Genomic DNA, 16645 nt, shown 5'->3' with positions numbered 1-16645 from the left:
GGCCCTCGCCGTTCAGTTGAAGAATGGCAGGCGGTCGAAGGCGCGCCAGAGGCCTCCGCGATCCACGTCCAGGGACAGATGCTCGCCGCCGCGCACCGCGACGGCGGCGTCGGCATCGTTGAGTTCCAGCACGCTCAGGGCGGCATCCGCGTGGTCGTCCAGCCCCAGCTCGCGATACGAGTGGTAGAGCACGGACAGGGCCTGCGGCATCACATCAGCATTGGGATAGTGGCCCAGCACGTGGCGCGCGCGCTCGGCGGCGGCCACCCAGGCGGTGCGCTCCATGTAGAACTCGGCGACCCGCAGTTCGTGCGCGGCCAGGGTGTTGAGGATGAACACCATGCGCGGATGCGCGTCGGCGCTGTACGGGCTGTCCGGGAAGGTCCGGATCAGGCGGTCGAAGTCCTCGTAGGCCTGCATCAGCGGTTCCGGGTCCATCTCGGTCGGATCCTTGGGGAACACGTTGCTGAGGAAGCCCTGATCGCGGTTGAAATTGATCAGGCCCCGCAGGTAGTAGGCATAGTCGAGGTTCGGGTGGCGCGGGTTGAGCTGCTCGAAGCGATCCACCGCCGCCAGCGCCGGCTCCGGTTCTCCGGCCCTGTAGTAGGCGTAGGGGATCTCGATCTGCGCCTGCTGGGCGAAGCGGCCGAACGGGTAGCGGGCCTCCAGCAGTTCGTAGTACTCCACGGCCTGGCTGTAGTTGCCCTGATCCAGGGCGGATTTGGCCTCGCCGTAAAGCTGGCTGGCCGACCAGTCGGCGGTCGGGTCATCGCGCCAGCCCTCGCAGCCGGCCAGGAGCAGGGCCACAATCAGGATGACGAGCAGGCGCGGCAGGGCGGAAGCTGGAAACACGGACACCTCTTGCGAACCGTTGTACGCGGATGAGATCCGGATTCTACACCATTGACGATGATTGACGCGGCCGGCCCGCGGAGGTTCGGGACATGAGCGAAGCACGCCGGGCAGTCCTGCCCGAGGACGAGGCGGGTCAGCGCCTGGACGCGGCCCTGGCTCGGCTGTTCCCGGAGTACTCGCGCAGTCAGCTGGTGCAGTGGCTGAAGGCCGGCGACCTGCGGGTGGACGGGGGCCAGCCCCGCCCGCGCACGCCGGTGCGCGGCGGCGAGACGGTGGAGCTGGCGCCGCCGGAGACGCCGTCGCTGGAGGATGTGCCGGAGCCCATCGACCTGGACATTCGGTACCAGGATGCCCACGTGCTGGTGATCGACAAGCCGGCGGGGCTGGTGGTGCACCCGGCGGCCGGTCACCGGCAGGGGACCCTGGTCAACGCGCTGCTGCACCACGCGCCCGAGGTCGGCGTGCTGCCGCGCGCCGGGGTCGTGCACCGCCTGGACAAGGACACCACCGGCCTCATGGTGGTCGCGCGCAACGCGCAGGCGCAGACCGCCCTGGTGCGTCAGCTGCAGGAGCGCAGCGTGCACCGCGAATACCGCGCTCTGGTTCACGGCCGGGTGATCGCCGGGGGCACGGTGGATGCGCCGGTGGGCCGGCATCCGGTCGATCGCAAGCGCATGGCGGTGAACCCGGCGGGCAAGCCCGCGACCACGCATTACCGAGTTGCGGAACGCTTTCGTGGCCACACCCTGCTGAACGCGCGTCTGGAGACCGGGCGTACCCACCAGATCCGCGTGCACATGGCGCATCTGCGTCACCCGCTGGTGGGTGACCCGGTGTACGGCGGCCGGCCGCGACCGGTGCGCGGGATGGACGAGTCGGCCCGGGAGGTCGTGAATGGCTTCCCGCGTCAGGCGTTGCACGCCGCGCGCCTGGAGTTCCGTCACCCCGCCACGGGCGAGGCGCAGGCCTTCGAGGCGCCGCTGCCCGCGGATTTCGCCTCGCTGCTGGAGGTGTTGCGCGCGGATGCCGCGCACGCGGAGGCGCAGGCATGAACGCCGCTGACGCGCTGTATGACGAGGTTCTGATCACGCCCGACTGGCCCGTCGGTCCGGCGGTGGGGGCCCTGCAGACCACCCGCGCCGGCGGAATCAGCGAGGGCGTATGGGCCAGCCTGAATCTCGCGCTGCATACCGGGGATGATCCGCAGCGGGTCGCCGGGAACCGGCGCCGTCTGGCGCGGGCGGTGGCCGCGCGGGGCGTGCCCGGTGCCGAGCTGCACTGGCCGGCGCAGGTGCATGGCACGCGGGTGGTGCGCGCGGAAGACCTGGCCGCCGCCGGTGCGCCGGTGGAGGCCGACGCGGTGATGACCACCCGGCCCGGTCGGGTCTGCGCGGTGCAGACGGCCGACTGCCTGCCGGTGCTGTTCGCCGGTACCGGCGGGGAGGCGGTGGCGGCGGCGCATGCCGGCTGGCGCGGGCTGGTGGACGGGGTCCTGGAGGCCACGCTGGCGGCGCTGCAAGAGGCCTGTCCGCAGGCGGTCTGGCAGGCCTGGCTGGGGCCGGCGATCGGCCCCGAAGCCTTCGAGGTCGGCGCGGAGGTGCGCGAGCGGTTCCTGGCGGTGCAGCCGCACATGACCGGCGCTTTCAAAGCGGCCGCACGCAGCGGGCCCTGGCTGGCGGACCTGGAGGCGCTGGCGCGCGATCGCCTGCAGCGCGCGGGCGTGGCCGTGCATGGCGGTGGCGAATGCACCTTCAGCGATCCCGAGCGGTTCTTCTCGTATCGTCGCGACGGCACGACCGGGCGCCTCGCGAGCCTGGTCTGGATTCGGCCGGAGGCCGGAGCCTAGGGAAACACTGATCAATGTACACGCTCGCGTTGGTGCCCCGGGTTTTCCGAGACAAGGCGCGTCGTGCAGCGGGTAGTGGTTCTACCCGCAAGCGGCGCAACGCCGGATCGGGGAACCCGGGGCCCAACCCCGTAGGGGCTCGGCCGCTTTTGCGCGCGCACGGCGTTGCGGCTTCCTTGTGCAGAATAACTGCACGGCGGTCGCCGCGCCTTGTTCGCACGCAAAAGCGACTCGAGCGCGAGCGTGTACATTGATCAGTGTTTCCCTAGGAACCGCTCGTGGGGTCCTCGTGGGGCGTCCCGGTGCCGGCCTCCGGGGCGGGGATGCTGGCGGGCCTTGCGGCCGGGTCCACCGGTGCGCGAGTGAGCGCCTTCACCGGGATGGCCGGCGGTTCGGCGAGCCGGCCGGCGGCCCGTTCGTCCAGGCGTGTCCGGGCCCAGGTTACATGCTCCCGCACCAGTGGCGACGGGTGGTCGGCGCGCGCGGCCAGGGCCTCGCGCGCCTGATCGGTGGCCGGTCCGTTGCCGAGCGCCACGGCCAGGTTGCGCAGCCATTGTTCGTGGCCGATGCGGCGGATCGCCATGCCGGCGGTGCGTTCGAGGAAGGTCGCCTCGTCCCAGGCGAACAGCTCGACCAGCGAGGCGCTGTCGAGGCCATGGCGGGCGACGAAATCCGGTTCGGCCGCGACCTCGGCGAAGCGGTTCCACGGGCAGACCAGCTGGCAGTCGTCACAGCCGTAGATGCGGTTGCCGATCAGCGGGCGCAGGTTTTCCGGGATCGATCCTTTCAGCTCGATGGTGAGATACGAGATGCAGCGTCGCGCATCGAGGTCGTGCGGGCCGCGGAACGCCTGCGTGGGACACACGTCCAGGCAGGCGCGACAGCTCCCGCAGTGGTCCTCGCCCGGACCGGGGTCGACCGGCAGCGGCAGATCGGTGAACAGTTCACCGAGGAAGAACCAGGAGCCGGTCCCGCGGGCCAGCAGGTTGGTGTGCTTGCCGATCCAGCCAAGGCCCGCCTGCTGCGCCAGTGCCTTCTCCAGCACCGGCGCGCTGTCGGTGAAGGCGCGGTAGCCGTGCGGTGCCTCGGCCTCGATCCGGCGGCCGAGTTCGGTCAGTCGCTTGCGCAGCAGCTTGTGGTAGTCGCGGCCCAGGGCATAGCGTGAGACATAGGCGCCCTGCGGATCCGCCAGCTGGGCGGCGGGGCGGCGGGTGCGGGGCGGGAAGTAATCCATGCGCACGCTGATAATGCGCTGCACTCCGGGAACCAGCGCGTCGGGGTCATGGCGCAGCGACGCGCGATCGGCCATCCATTGCATGTCGCCGTGGGAGCCGCGTTCGAGCCAGGTGTTCAGTTGCCGACGGTCGGCCTCGGGGACCCGCGCCGGGCCGATGCGCAGGTCGGCGAAGCCGAGTTCGCGTCCCCACTGGCGGATGCGATCGGCGAGTTCGGCGCATTGGCGCGGGTCGGGATGCTCAGGCACGATCGACAGGCCAGCAAGGAGAGAAACGGACATGAATGATGCCCCCGCACCCCCGTCGCCGGCCAGCCCCGTGTTCGGTGAACCGCTGTTCGACAGTGCGTCCATGCGCGAGCTGGATGCCACCGCCATGGCCCTGCCCGGGATCGCGCCGGGCGAGCTGATGGACCGGGCCGGGGCGGCGCTGCTGGAACATCTGCGTGCGTGCTGGCCGGAGGTGACCCGTATCGGGGTGCTCTGCGGCCCCGGCAATAACGGCGGCGACGGTTTCGTGCTGGCCCGCCGCGCGCGGGCGGCCGGACTGGAGGTGGTGCTGCACGCGGGGTCCTCGCGGGCGCGGGAGGAGTCGGACGGGCAGCGGGCCCGGCGTCTGTGGGAGGAAAGTGGGGGCCAAATCCACCCGCTGGAGACGTTCGAGCCCGCCACTGCGGAGCTGTGGGTGGATGCGCTGTTCGGTATCGGTCTGCAGCGCCCGCTGACCGATGGGTACGGTGACGTGATCGAACGGCTGAATCGCGCCGGCCTCCCGGTGCTGGCGGCCGACGTGCCGTCCGGCGTGGATACCGACAGCGGGGCCTTGCGCGGCCAGGCGGTGCGGGCCACGCGCACCCTGACGTTCATTGCCGACAAGCCCGGGCTGCATACCGGGGCCGCGGTGGATCACGCGGGGGCCGTCAGCGTGGCACCGCTGGATCTGCCGCACTCGCTGGTGGAGAGCTTCGCGCCGACCGCGCGGCGCGTCGGCCCCGGGCACTGGCGATCGGGGCTGCCGCGGCGGCGGCCCGGGGCGCACAAGGGCGATGCCGGCCACGTGATGGTCGTCGGGGGTGCCCCCGGGTTCGCCGGGGCGGGGCGGCTGGCGGCGACCGCGGCCCTGCGTGCCGGGGCCGGGCGCGTGACCCTGCTGACTCATCCCGAACATGCGGCCTTCGTCTGCAGTGACCGCCCCGAGATCATGGTGCGCGGGGTGAGCGAAGGTCCGGAACTGCTGCGCTGGCTGGAACGGGCGGATGCGGTGGCGATCGGCCCGGGGCTGGACCAGGGTCCGTGGGGGCGGGAACTGTGGCTGGCGGCCGCGGATTCCGGCCGCCCGCTGGTGGTGGATGCCGATGCCCTCAACCTGCTGGCGCAGACCCCGCGGCGCTCGGATGACTGGGTGCTGACGCCGCATCCGGGCGAGGCCGGACGCCTGCTGAACCTGGAGGCGGCAGCGGTGGAGGCGGACCGCCCGACCCGGCTGCGCGAGCTGGTTGCGCGCTTCGGCGGCGCCGTGCTGCTGAAGGGCGCGGGCACCCTGGTCGCCGATGCCGGCGAGGGGCCGTACGACTGCGTGACCGGAGGGCATCCCGGGATGGCGACCCCGGGTTGCGGCGATGCCCTGACCGGCATCATCGCGGCGCTGCGCGGGCAGGGGCTGGGCGCCCGCGGTGCGGCGCGTGCCGGGGCGGCCTGGCATGCGGCGGCCGCGCGGGTCGCGGCGCATCGGCTGGGCGGCGATATCGGTATGCTGGCGGGCGATCTGATCGACGCCCTGCCGGCCGCCGCCGGGGGGCAGGGGTGACTGAGGCCGGGCCGATCGACCTGCCGGACACCCGCGCCACCGAGGCGGCCGGGGCCGCGCTGGCGCGGGTGGAAGGCGTGCGCACGGTCTATCTGGAGGGCGATCTGGGGGCGGGCAAGACTACCTGGGTGCGTGGCCTGTTGCGGGCCCTGGGGCACGCCGGTCCGGTGCGGAGCCCGACCTACACCCTGGTCGAGTCCTACGAGCTGGATTCGGGGACGATACTGCATTTCGATCTCTATCGGCTCGGCGACCCGGAGGAACTGGAATACCTGGGCGTGCGCGAACTCCACGCGCCCGGGGCGCTGTGGCTGATCGAATGGCCGGAACGCGGACGGGGCTGGTTGCCGGAGCCCGATCTGCGCGTGCGTCTGTCCGGACATGCGGAAGACGCGGGTGACGGTCGTCGCATGTTCCTGGAAGGGCCGGCGGCGGATGCCTGCCGGGCGGCTCTGGCGGACGGGTCGGCGTCGGGGTAGATCTGGGATGCCCCTCTTTTGGTGGGCACAACATGTGGTGTTTTCTGGCCGGAGAGGGACTGCCTGACCATTCGTCACCACTTGGGAGGGTGCACGCAGAAGTGCGGATATCTTCCTAAAAAATGGCGACATTCCGGGTTGCTTTTTCAGAGGATCTGTCCACAATGAGTGTGGAGTCCCTGATTACGTGGGGTGTTCGCGTGGCCCGTCACCGTTCCGAGATCGATCCGAATCGCCGCCAGCTGCTGCGGGCCCTGGGCGGTCTGGGGGCGCTGAGCCTGGCCGGGCTGCCGCTGCCGGCGGCGGCCGGGTCGCGCGTGGAGCGGCTGCGCATGTCGGTGGACGGTGAGACCACCCGCCTGGTGTTCGACATGGAAGGCGAGGCGGATTACGAGTTGTTCCACCTGCAGTCTCCGGATCGCCTGGTGGTGGACCTTGCCAATGCGAACACGGATGCCACGCTGGAGATCAATGACCATCCTCGTTCGGTGATCGAAGGCGTGCGCCATGCGCCGCGCAACGGTTCCGACCTGCGCGTGGTGCTGGATCTGCGCGAGCCGGTGGATCCGCGCAGCTTCCAGCTGATGCCCGCCCAGGATTCGCCCCACCGCCTGGTGCTGGACCTGACCCGCAAGTCTTCCTCGGGCACTTCCCGTGCACCGGCCGATGACGACGAGGGCGCCGAACCGCGTCGCGGCCGTTCTCAGGAAGACCTGCGCGACGTGATCGTGGCCATCGACGCCGGGCACGGCGGGCACGACCCGGGCGCGATCGGCCCCGGCGGCACGCGCGAGAAGGACGTGGCGCTGGAGGTGTCGCAGCGGCTGGCCGAGCTGATCGAGGACGAATGGGGCATGAAGGCCGAGATGATCCGCACCGGCGACTACTTCCTGCCCCTGCGCGAACGCGTGAACCGTGCACGCGAGGCCGACGCGGATGTGTTCGTCTCGATCCATGCCGACGCCTTCCCCGATTCCAGCGTCAACGGCTCTTCGGTGTACATGCTGTCGGAGGGCGGGGCGTCCAGCGAGGCCGCGCGCTTCCTCGCCGAGCGCGAGAACCAGGCCGACCTGCGACTGGGCGGGGTGCCGATGAACGGCAAGGACGACTCGCTCAGCAACGTGCTGCTGGATCTCGCCCAGAGCGGGAGCCTGGAGGCGAGTTCCACCCTGGCCGAACGCATGATCGACGAGCTGGACCGGGTCGGCAAGGTTCGCCGGCCGAAGGTCGAGCGGGCCAATTTCGCGGTGCTGCGTTCTCCGGACGTGCCGTCCATCCTGGTGGAGGCGGGTTTCATCTCCAATCCGCAGGACGAGCGCCGCCTGCGCAGCTCCAGCTACCAGCAGTCGCTGGCCGAGGCCCTGCTGACCGGCCTGCGGGCCTATTTCTCGACCCACGCGCGTCCGGGGACGCTGATCGCCGATGGCGGCGAGGACATGGAGAAGCACATCATCCGTCCGGGGGAGACGCTCTCGGGGATCGCGGAAAACTACAGCGTGTCCCCGTCCCGGCTGCGCGAGGTCAACGGCGTCAGCGGCGACACGATCTACACCGGCCAGGTGCTGGAAGTCCCTTCGCGCGGCAGCTGAGGCGCTCCCTGCCGCCCTCTCATGCTGACGGGCCTGTCCCGTTGGCGGCGTTCCTCGGGGGCGATTTGCCCGCCCCGTTCCTGTTGTGCCGTAGCACTTGCCGGTAGAATCGCGGCCGGCGGCGATCGCTCGATACCGCCGCTGACCTTTCCCGATGGAGTGCGACGTGGGCATCCAGAAACTCTCCAGTCAGCTGATCAGCCAGATCGCGGCCGGCGAGGTCATCGAACGCCCGGCGTCGGTGGTCAAGGAGCTGGTGGAGAACGCCCTCGATGCCGGGGCGTCGCGGATCGAGGTGCGCCTGGAACAGGGCGGGACGCGGCTGATCCGGGTTACCGATGACGGTGGTGGCATCGCGCGCGAGGAGCTTCCGCTGGCGCTGTCACGTCATGCGACCAGCAAGATCGGCAGCATGGAAGACCTGGAGTCGCTGCACACCCTGGGGTTTCGCGGGGAGGCGCTGGCGTCGGTCTCGTCGGTGGCGCGTCTGACCCTGACCTCGGCGGTGCCGGGCGCGCGCAACGCCTGGCAGCTCTCCGGCGATGGCTCCGACGTGTTCGGCGAGGTGATGCCGGCCTCGCATCCTCCCGGTACCACCGTCGAGGTGCGCGACCTGTTCTTCAACGTGCCCGCGCGGCGGCGCTTCGTGCGCACCGAGCGCACCGAGTACGGACACTGCGAATCGGTACTGCGTACCCTGGCGGCGGCGCACCCCGAAGTGGGCTTCATGCTGCGCCACAACGACCGCGTGACCCTGGACCTTCCGGCGGAGCCCGGGGATCCGGCGGCGCGCGTACGGGCCCTGCTGGGCGAGGCGTTTCTGGCGGATGCCCTGCCGGTGGACGAGCAGCGCGCCGGGCTGGTGCTGTCCGGCTGGCTGGGTGCCCCGGCGCGCTCGCGGGCCCAGGCCGATCAGCAGTACTTCTTCGTCAACGGCCGCGCGATCCGCGACCGGGTGCTGACCGCCGCCGTGCGCAAGGCCTACCAGGACGTGCTCTACCACGGGCGCCATCCGATGTTCGTGCTCGAGCTGGAGCTGGATCCGGCCCAGGTGGACGTGAACGCCCACCCGACCAAGCAGGAGGTGCGTTTTCGCGAGTCGCGGATGGTGCACGACTTTATCTTTCACGCCCTGCATGCCGCGCTGGGACAGGCGAAGGCCGGTCAGGGCACGGAGGCCGCCGGGGCGGGGATGTCCGCCGGTGGTCCTGCTGCCGCTTCGGCGAGCGAGCCGCGTCCGGAGGCCCGCGGGCCGTCGCGACCGGGCCTTCTTGAAGGCGTGCCACCAGGTGACGGTCCGGCACGCGGCAGCGGGCGCCCCGTTCCGTCCACTGGGTGCGGCGGGCGCGAGGACCCGGGACGCGGTGACGGATTTGCCGCGGCCTGGGCCGCGTTCCGTCCTCCGGAGGGTGCCGGCGCCGCCGTGGGCGAGCGCGCGGCACCCGCTTATGCCGGGGTGAACACCGCTCCCGGCGAAGGCACGGACGGCGCGGAGATGCCGCCGCTGGGGTTCGCCATCGGCCAGGTCGCGGAGACCTTCGTGCTCGCCGAGAACGCCCGCGGCCTGGTTCTGGTGGACATGCATGCCGCGCACGAGCGCATCACCTACGAGCGGCTCAAGCGCGAGTGGGACCGCGAGCGGGTGACCGCCCAGCCGCTGCTGGTGCCGGAAGAGGTGGAAGTCACTCCGGACGAGGCCGAGCGGGCCGAAGAGCAGGCGGACACCCTGGCGAGCCTGGGTTTCGAAGTGGACCGCTGCGGTCCCGAGCGACTGCGCCTGCGTGCGGCGCCCGCGCTGCTGCGCGGGCGCGACGCGGGCTCGCTGTTGCGCGACGTACTGGGGGATCTGGCCGAGAGCGGCCACAGCCAGCGTACCGAGGCGGCGGCCAACGAAGTGCTGAGCACCATGGCCTGCCACGGTTCGGTGCGTTCCGGACGCCGCCTGACCCTGCCGGAGATGAACCAGCTGCTGCGCGACATGGAGGCCACCGAGCGCAGCGGACAGTGCAATCATGGGCGGCCGACCTGGGTGGAACTGGATCATGCCGCCCTTGACGAGCTGTTCATGCGCGGACGCTGATGGCGACCGCCCTGCCGCCGGTGGTGCTGCTCGCCGGCCCCACGGCCACTGGCAAGAGCGCCTTGGCGCTGGCGCTGGCGCAGCGTCTGGATGCCGAGATCGTGACCGTCGATTCGGCGCAGGTCTACCGCGGCATGGATATCGGAACGGCCAAGCCGGATACCGGGGAACGCGCGCAGGTGCCCCATCACCTGCTGGATATCCGCGATCCGGAAGAGACCTACAACGCGGCGGCCTTCGCCGAGGATGCCCGCGCCTGCATCCGCGCGATCCATGCGCGCGGGCGCGTGGCGCTGCTGGCCGGCGGGACCCTGCTCTACCTGCGTGCCCTGCTGGAGGGGATCGACCCCATGCCTGCGGTGCCGGAGGCGGTGCGTCAGGCGGTGCGCGCGCGCCTGGAACACGAGGGGTCGGCCGCGCTGCATCGCGCCCTGCAGGCGGCCGACCCCGACGCGGCCGTACGCATCCACCCCAACGACCCACAGCGCATTCTGCGCGCGCTGGAGGTGTTCGAGGCGACCGGGCAGCCGCTGTCGAGCTTTCAGCAGGGGGGCGAGGCGCGTCTGCCGGAGGGCTGGCGGGCACTGGCCCTGTGGCCACAGGATCGGGAACGTCTGCGCGCGCGGATTGCCGAACGCTTCGATGCCATGCTGCAGGCGGGGTTTGTGGATGAACTGCGCGCCCTGCGGGCACGTCCCGGTCTGACCGCGGAGCATCCGTCGCAGCGCGCGGTGGGGTACCGCCAGGGCTGGGAATGGCTGGACGGCGAGATCGATTTCGCCACATTCCGCACCCACGCGATTGCCGCGACCCGCCAGCTGGCCAAACGTCAGCTGACCGGTCTGCGGCGCTTCCCGCTGCATGCGCGCCTGGCGGCGGAGAACGCCGATGTCGAACAGGCGCTGGCGGCGCTGGCCGCGGATCCGGCGGCCGGCTGACGATATGCTACTCTTTTTACAGGTTCCGGCCCGCGGCGCGGGCCTCGATGAATGCAACCAGGGAATGTACCGATGGCCAAAGGGCAAATGCTGCAGGAACCCTTTCTCAACGCACTGCGCCGCGACCGGATCCCGGTTTCGATCTATCTGGTGAACGGCATCAAGCTGCAGGGGCAGATCGAGTCCTTCGATCAGTTCGTGGTGCTGCTGCGCTCCACGGTGTCGCAGATGGTGTACAAGCACGCGATCTCCACCATCGTGCCGGCGCGGCAGGTGCGGATGCCGATGGATGAAGGTGGTGCCGGGGCCACCGGGGAGCACGCTGATGACTAGGCGCGGGCGTTCTGCAATGCGGGGGTGGCCCGTCGTTGTTTGAGCGACCTCAGACCGGAGGTGACCGTGCGGTGCTGGTGGCTCTGGCCATCGGCGGGGCGACCGACCTCGAAGTCCAGCTGCAGGAATTCGAGGAACTGGTGCGCTCGGCCGGGGCCGACGTGGCGGCCGTGGAGTCCGGCTCGCGCGACCGGCCCGACCCGCGCCTGTTCGTGGGCTCGGGCAAGGCGGATGCGATCCGCGAGCAGGTGGTGGCGCACGAGGCCGATCTGGTCATCTTTAACCACGAGCTCTCGCCCAGCCAGGAACGTAATCTGGAGAAGCACCTGCAGTGCCGGGTGCTGGACCGTTCCGGGCTGATCCTCGACATCTTCGCCCAGCGCGCGCGTTCCCACGAGGGCAAGCTTCAGGTGGAGCTGGCGCAGCTGCGTCACATGTCCACCCGGCTGGTGCGTGGCTGGACCCACCTGGAACGGCAGAAGGGCGGGATCGGCCTGCGCGGGCCCGGGGAGACCCAGCTGGAGACCGATCGCCGGTTGCTGGCGGCGCGCATCAAGCATATCGAGCGACGTCTGGAGAAGGTCGAGCGCACGCGCGAGCAGGGGCGCCAGGCGCGCCTGCGCAACGAGGTGCCGACCGTCTCGCTGGTGGGCTACACCAATGCCGGCAAGTCGACCCTGTTCAATCGCCTGACGGATTCGGACGTCTATCAGGCCGACCAGCTGTTCGCCACCCTGGATCCGACCCTGCGCCGGCTGGATCTGGCGCCGCACCAGTCGGTGATCCTCGCGGACACCGTTGGCTTCGTGCGCGACCTGCCGCACGAACTGGTGGCGGCCTTCAAGGCGACCCTGACCGAGACCCGCGAGGCGGCGCTGCTTTTGCACGTGATCGACGCCGCCGATCCGGAGCGCGAGCGCCACATCGCCCAGGTGGAGGACGTGCTTGCGGAGATCGGCGCCGAGGACGTGCCCTGCTGGCGGATCTACAACAAGATCGACACCCTGCCGGAGCGGGACGACGAGACGGCGGAGCGCTTTGCCGGTGGCGAGGGCGAGGAGGCCTTCTGGCTGTCGGCGCGCACCGGCGAAGGCGTGGAGCGGCTGTACCAGCGTTTGGCCGAGTCTTTCACCGAATCCATGCGCCGTGGCTGGGTGGAGCTGCCACCCTCGGCCGGACGCCTGCGGGCCCTTTTGTACGACGAGAACGCCGTGGAGGCCGAACAGACCGGCGAGCAGGGGACGATCCGCCTGCGCGTGCAGCTGCCGGAGCGGCGGTTCCAGGATCTGTTTCGCGAAGCGGGGCTGGATCCGGACACGGCCTTCCTGGGAGCCGGCGACGGGTCCGGTAGCGACGGCCCCGGGGACGGTTCCGGTGACTCTCACGGGCCGGAGCCGGGATCCGTTGACGCGGGCGGCGATGGCGCGCCGGCTGTCCGTGCGAGCGAGTCGGCGCCGGGGTCCGGCGCCTGATCGCCCGGCAAACGCGGATCAATGCGCGTCATCGCGCTGGCACCCCACGGGGGCGGTGGCGGTAGTGCAGGCCCTCTTCCATTGAAGATGTCTATCAGAAATCCCTTTCGGGAACTTTTGCCCTAATAACTGACCAAAATAGTCAAGTAATGGGCAACACCTGCACTGTCTGCAGGGAAAGGAGGTAGAACGATGATCTTTGAACGCTTCGTGGATTCCGGGCTGTCACAGCATTCGTTCGTGGTCGGCTGTCAGGGCAGCGGCGAGATCGCCGTCATCGACCCGCAGCGCGATGTGGACGTCTACCTGGACTATGCGCGGGACCATGGCTATCGCATCGCGTACGTGATGGATACCCATATCCACGCCGACTTCGCCTCGGGCGCCCGCGAGCTGGCGGACAAGACCGGGGCGCGGCTGATGCTCTCGGGCTACGACGCCGGCGAGCATTTCCGGGTGCAGTTCCCGCACGAGGATCTGCACGAAGGGGACCGCATCGACATCGGCAACGTGCGCATCGAGGTCCGGCATACCCCCGGGCATACGCCGGAACATCTGATGTTCGTGGTGTTCGACGGGGCACGGTCGCGTGATGAACCGATCGCACTGATCACCGGCGACTTCCTGTTCGTCGGCTCGCTGGGCCGGCCCGACCTGCTGGGTGAGGAGGCCAAGCGCGAGCTGGCGCGGCAGATGTTCGCCAGTGTGCGCGACAAGCTGGCCGATCTGCCCGACGGTGTGGAAGTCCACCCGGGGCACGGGGCGGGCTCCGCCTGCGGCGCCGGCATGGCCGGGCGTCCCGTCTCCACCCTGGGTTACGAGCGGGCGACCAACCCGTATCTGGACCCGTCGCTGAGCGAAGACGCCTTCGTGGAGAAGCTGCTGCACGGCCTGCCGGAGATCCCGGACTTCTATCCGCGCAACAAGGGCATCAACTCCGAGGGCCCGAAGGACGTCATCCCGCTGCCGGGCATGCAGGCGATCGAGCCGGCCGAGGTGGCGCGGCGGGTCGAGGCCGGCGAGGTCACGGTGATCGACCTGCGCGATCCGCTGGCATTCGGCGGCGGCCACGTGCCCGGCGCGCTGGCCATCGGTATCCGCGGCCCGTTCGCCAACTGGGCGGGCTGGGTGACGCCGGATGACCGTCCGGTGGTCTTGGTCGACGACAGTGGCGATCCCGCAGTGATCGAACAGGCCGTGCGCAGCATGGTCCGTACCGGACGGGACTACATCGACGGCTACGTGCGCGGCGGCATGGCCGCCTGGGCCGAGGCCGGTCTGCCGCTGGACACTCTGGCCCAGGTCGATGCCCGCGAAGCCGCGGACCGGGTGGCACGCGGCGAGGTCCGGCTGGTGGACGTGCGCACCCCGGCCGAATACGCCGCGGGACACGTCGACGCGGCGGTGCATCGCCCCGTGGCGGAGACCCGTGAGGGCGTCCCGGGCGTCGATCCGGAAGAGCCGGTGGCCGTGGTCTGCGGCAGCGGTTACCGTTCCACGGTCGCGGCTTCCATCCTGCAGCGCCTGGGCCATCGCCACGTGATGAACGTGGTCGGCGGCATGGGCGCCTGGGAAGCGGCCGGCGTCGGAGAAGCCTCTTCTTCCGGGCGGCGCGACGCGGCCTGACCCGTCCGCCCCGGCGCGTCGCGGGCCCCGCGGGGCCCGCGATCGCCCGCGGATCGACTTCCCTCAACCCGACTCCCGCAGGGGTGCGCTTGCCCGCCCCCGGGTGCCCCCCTAGAATACCGGCTCCCTGTGCCTTCTCGGCACATCCCGAGCGATCGACGGAGTCCCTGATTCATGCCCTGGAACGAACCGGGAAATAACAACCGCGACCCCTGGAGCGGGGGAGGCGGTAACCGCGGCGGTGGTAGCGGCGGCGGGGGCGGCCAGCAGCCGCCCGACCTCGAGGAGATGCTGCGCAAGCTGTCGCGGCAGCTCAATGGCCTGTTTGGCGGCGGCAACCAGGGCGGAAGCGGCCTTGGTGGCGGCGGCATGGGGCGGGGCTCTCAGGCCCTGATCAGCCTCGGGCTGATCATCGCCCTGGTCGTCTGGCTGGCCTCCGGCTTTCACATCATTTCGGAAGGCGAGCGCGGCGTCGTGCTGCGCTTCGGCGCGTTCCAGGAAGTGAAGAATCCGGGGCCCGGCTGGCACCTGCCCTATCCCATCGAGCGGGTGGAGGTCGAGAACGTCGACAACGTGCGCACCATCGAGAGTCGCGCGCTGATGCTGACCGGCGACGAGAACATCATCGACGTGGATATCGCGGTGCAGTACCGCATCCTCGATCTGGTCGATTACCTGTTCAACGTGCGCGACCCCGACTCGACGGTTCACCGGGTGATGGAATCGGCCATCCGCGAGCGGGTCGGCAAGGGCAACCTTGAATTCATCCTTGGCGAGGGGCGCGGCGAGATCGCCCAGACCACCCGCACGGTCATGCAGGAAAACCTCGACGCCTATGGCGCGGGGATCGTGGTGACCGCGGTTTCGATGCAGCAGGCCCAGCCGCCGGAGGCGGTGCAGGAGGCCTTCGCCGACGCCATCCGTGCGCGTGAGGACGAGGTGCGTTTCCGCAACGAGGCCGAGGCCTACGCCAATGGCGTGATCCCGCGGGCCCGCGGTCGGGCCGCGCGTATCATCGAGGAGGCCGAGGGTTACCGCGATCAGGTGGTGGCACGTGCCGAGGGTGACGCGTCGCGCTTCGATCAGCTGCTGGTCGAATACCAGCAGGCCCCGGACGTGACCCGCGATCGTCTGTACCTGGAGGCCGTCGAAGCGGTGCTGCAGGATTCCAACAAGCTGATGCTGGACGTGGGCGGCAGCGGCAACCTGATGATGCTGCCGCTGAACGAGCTGCTCTCCGGTCACGGCGCGACCGGCCGTCCCGCGGACGGTGACATGCCGACCCCGCAGCCGCTGGATACCCGACGCAGCGGCGTGGAGACCCCGTCGAACCGTGATACCGAGCGCCTGCGCTCGCGGGAGGTGCGCTGATGCTGCGTATTGCCGGAATTGGGGTCGTGGTGGTCGCGATCATCGTGGCCCTGTCGACCTACACCGTTGACGAGCGCGAGCGGGTGATCAAGTTCGCCCTCGGGGAACTGCGCGAGGTGGACCAGGAGCCGGGACTGCATTTCAAGTTCCCGCTGATCCAGAACGTCGAGAAGTTCGACGCCCGGATCATGACCCTGAACATCCCGCCGGACCGGTTCCTGACCAGCGAGGCGAAGAACATCATCGTCGATTTCTACGCCAAGTGGCGGATCAACGACGTGGGTCAGTTCTACCGTGCCACCCGCGGTGACGAGCGCCTGGCCGAGGAGCGCCTGTCGCAGATCCTGCGCGACGGCATGCGTAACGAGTTCGCGCGTTACGAGCTGCAGGACGTGGTGGCCGGCGAGCGCCTGACCATCATGGGAGCGGTGCGCCAGACGGCGCTGGAGACGGCGCTGGAGCTGGGGGTCGACCTGGTCGACGTGCGTATCCGGCGCATGGACCTGCCGGACGAGGTCTCCGAGTCGGTGTTCGATCGCATGCGTGCCGAGCGTGAACGTGTGGCTCAGGACTTCCGTGCCCGCGGTCAGGAGGAAGGTGAGCGCATCCGTTCGCGTGCCGACCGTGACCGGACGGTGATCCTGGCGAATGCCTATCGCGATTCGGAAGAGATCCGCGGGGAAGGGGATGCCCGTGCCACCGAGATCCTGGGGACCTCGTTTGGCGAGGACGAAGACTTCTTCCGCTTCTACCGCAGTCTGATCGCGTACCGCAACAGCATGCAGGGCGAGAACAGCACCTTCGTGCTGGAGCCGAACTCGGAGTTCTTCCAGTTCTTCAACGCCCCGGGCGGCGAACGTCCGCCCCGGGCTCCGCAGCTGCCTCAGCCCGCCGAGTGATCGCACGGCCGGCGCCGCCCCCGACAGCGGGGCGGCGCCGGTGCGGGCAGGTGCCGCCAACCACAAGCCGGGCCCGCAGCGCGGGCCCTTTTTCTGGCCAGCCCGCCCGCGGACGG

The 16645-nt window shown here is 70.2% G+C and carries 14 protein-coding genes; 12 read left to right on the top strand and 2 right to left on the bottom strand.

Annotation, left to right across the window (positions count from 1 at the left end; genetic code table 11):
* Positions 1-12 precede the first annotated feature (12 nt).
* The gene (locus D571_RS0106195) at positions 13-852 is read right to left on the bottom strand and encodes an outer membrane protein assembly factor BamD (RefSeq protein WP_026287635.1); all 840 of its coding nucleotides are present in this window, start codon (positions 850-852) and stop codon (positions 13-15) included.
* Between the two features lie 92 nt (positions 853-944).
* On the opposite strand from D571_RS0106195, the gene rluD reads away from it, so the two are divergent.
* Together rluD and pgeF are read left to right on the top strand one after the other, a co-directional pair.
* Entirely contained in the window at positions 945-1907 is a 963-nt protein-coding gene (gene rluD / locus D571_RS0106190) for a 23S rRNA pseudouridine(1911/1915/1917) synthase RluD (RefSeq protein WP_018935806.1), read from the top strand.
* Complete coding sequence (gene pgeF, locus D571_RS0106185) at positions 1904-2701, top strand: peptidoglycan editing factor PgeF (protein WP_018935805.1); 798 nt, start codon at positions 1904-1906, stop codon at positions 2699-2701. The genes rluD and pgeF overlap by 4 nt, the downstream gene beginning before the upstream one ends.
* 265 nt (positions 2702-2966) lie before the next feature.
* On the opposite strand, the gene queG is transcribed toward pgeF, so the two are convergent.
* The gene (gene queG / locus D571_RS0106180) at positions 2967-4217 is read right to left on the bottom strand and encodes a tRNA epoxyqueuosine(34) reductase QueG (protein ID WP_018935804.1); all 1251 of its coding nucleotides are present in this window, start codon (positions 4215-4217) and stop codon (positions 2967-2969) included.
* On the opposite strand from queG, the gene D571_RS0106175 reads away from it, so the two are divergent.
* From D571_RS0106175 to hflC, 10 genes are all read left to right on the top strand, one after another.
* Positions 4216-5742: a bifunctional ADP-dependent NAD(P)H-hydrate dehydratase/NAD(P)H-hydrate epimerase gene (locus tag D571_RS0106175; protein ID WP_018935803.1), complete on the top strand. Its 1527-nt coding sequence runs from the start codon at positions 4216-4218 to the stop codon at positions 5740-5742. The genes queG and D571_RS0106175 overlap by 2 nt on opposite strands.
* 14 nt (positions 5743-5756) lie before the next feature.
* Positions 5757-6221 carry a tRNA (adenosine(37)-N6)-threonylcarbamoyltransferase complex ATPase subunit type 1 TsaE gene (gene tsaE / locus D571_RS0106170; protein ID WP_026287633.1) on the top strand — a complete coding sequence of 155 codons (465 nt, stop codon included), beginning with the start codon at positions 5757-5759 and terminating at the stop codon, positions 6219-6221.
* Positions 6222-6385: 164 nt separating this feature from the next.
* Positions 6386-7810, top strand: a complete 1425-nt coding sequence (locus D571_RS0106165) for an N-acetylmuramoyl-L-alanine amidase (protein ID WP_018935801.1) — start codon at positions 6386-6388, stop codon at positions 7808-7810.
* Between the two features lie 166 nt (positions 7811-7976).
* Positions 7977-9890, top strand: a complete 1914-nt coding sequence (gene mutL / locus D571_RS0106160) for a DNA mismatch repair endonuclease MutL (RefSeq protein ID WP_018935800.1) — start codon at positions 7977-7979, stop codon at positions 9888-9890.
* Complete coding sequence (gene miaA / locus D571_RS0106155) at positions 9890-10828, top strand: tRNA (adenosine(37)-N6)-dimethylallyltransferase MiaA (RefSeq protein WP_018935799.1); 939 nt, start codon at positions 9890-9892, stop codon at positions 10826-10828. Before mutL ends, miaA begins: the two co-directional genes overlap by 1 nt.
* 72 nt (positions 10829-10900) lie before the next feature.
* The gene (gene hfq, locus D571_RS0106150) at positions 10901-11161 is read left to right on the top strand and encodes an RNA chaperone Hfq (RefSeq protein ID WP_026287631.1); all 261 of its coding nucleotides are present in this window, start codon (positions 10901-10903) and stop codon (positions 11159-11161) included.
* 35 nt (positions 11162-11196) lie between these two features.
* On the top strand, positions 11197-12633 hold the full coding sequence (gene hflX / locus D571_RS13625) for a ribosome rescue GTPase HflX (protein WP_083916875.1): 1437 nt from the start codon (positions 11197-11199) through the stop codon (positions 12631-12633).
* A 192-nt stretch (positions 12634-12825) separates the two neighbouring features.
* A complete protein-coding gene (locus D571_RS0106140) occupies positions 12826-14259 on the top strand; it encodes an MBL fold metallo-hydrolase (RefSeq protein WP_018935796.1) in 1434 nt (477 codons plus the stop codon).
* A 174-nt stretch (positions 14260-14433) separates the two neighbouring features.
* A complete protein-coding gene (gene hflK, locus D571_RS0106135; RefSeq protein ID WP_018935795.1) occupies positions 14434-15630 on the top strand; it encodes an FtsH protease activity modulator HflK in 1197 nt (398 codons plus the stop codon).
* On the top strand, positions 15630-16529 hold the full coding sequence (gene hflC / locus D571_RS0106130; RefSeq protein WP_018935794.1) for a protease modulator HflC: 900 nt from the start codon (positions 15630-15632) through the stop codon (positions 16527-16529). Before hflK ends, hflC begins: the two co-directional genes overlap by 1 nt.
* Positions 16530-16645 lie beyond the last annotated feature (116 nt).

The organism is Thioalkalivibrio sp. ALJ24 (assembly GCF_000377785.1).
Classification (GTDB): domain Bacteria; phylum Pseudomonadota; class Gammaproteobacteria; order Ectothiorhodospirales; family Ectothiorhodospiraceae; genus Thioalkalivibrio.
The sequence above is the reverse complement of the archived record's forward strand: the minus strand, read 5'-3'. Positions and strand labels throughout refer to the sequence as shown.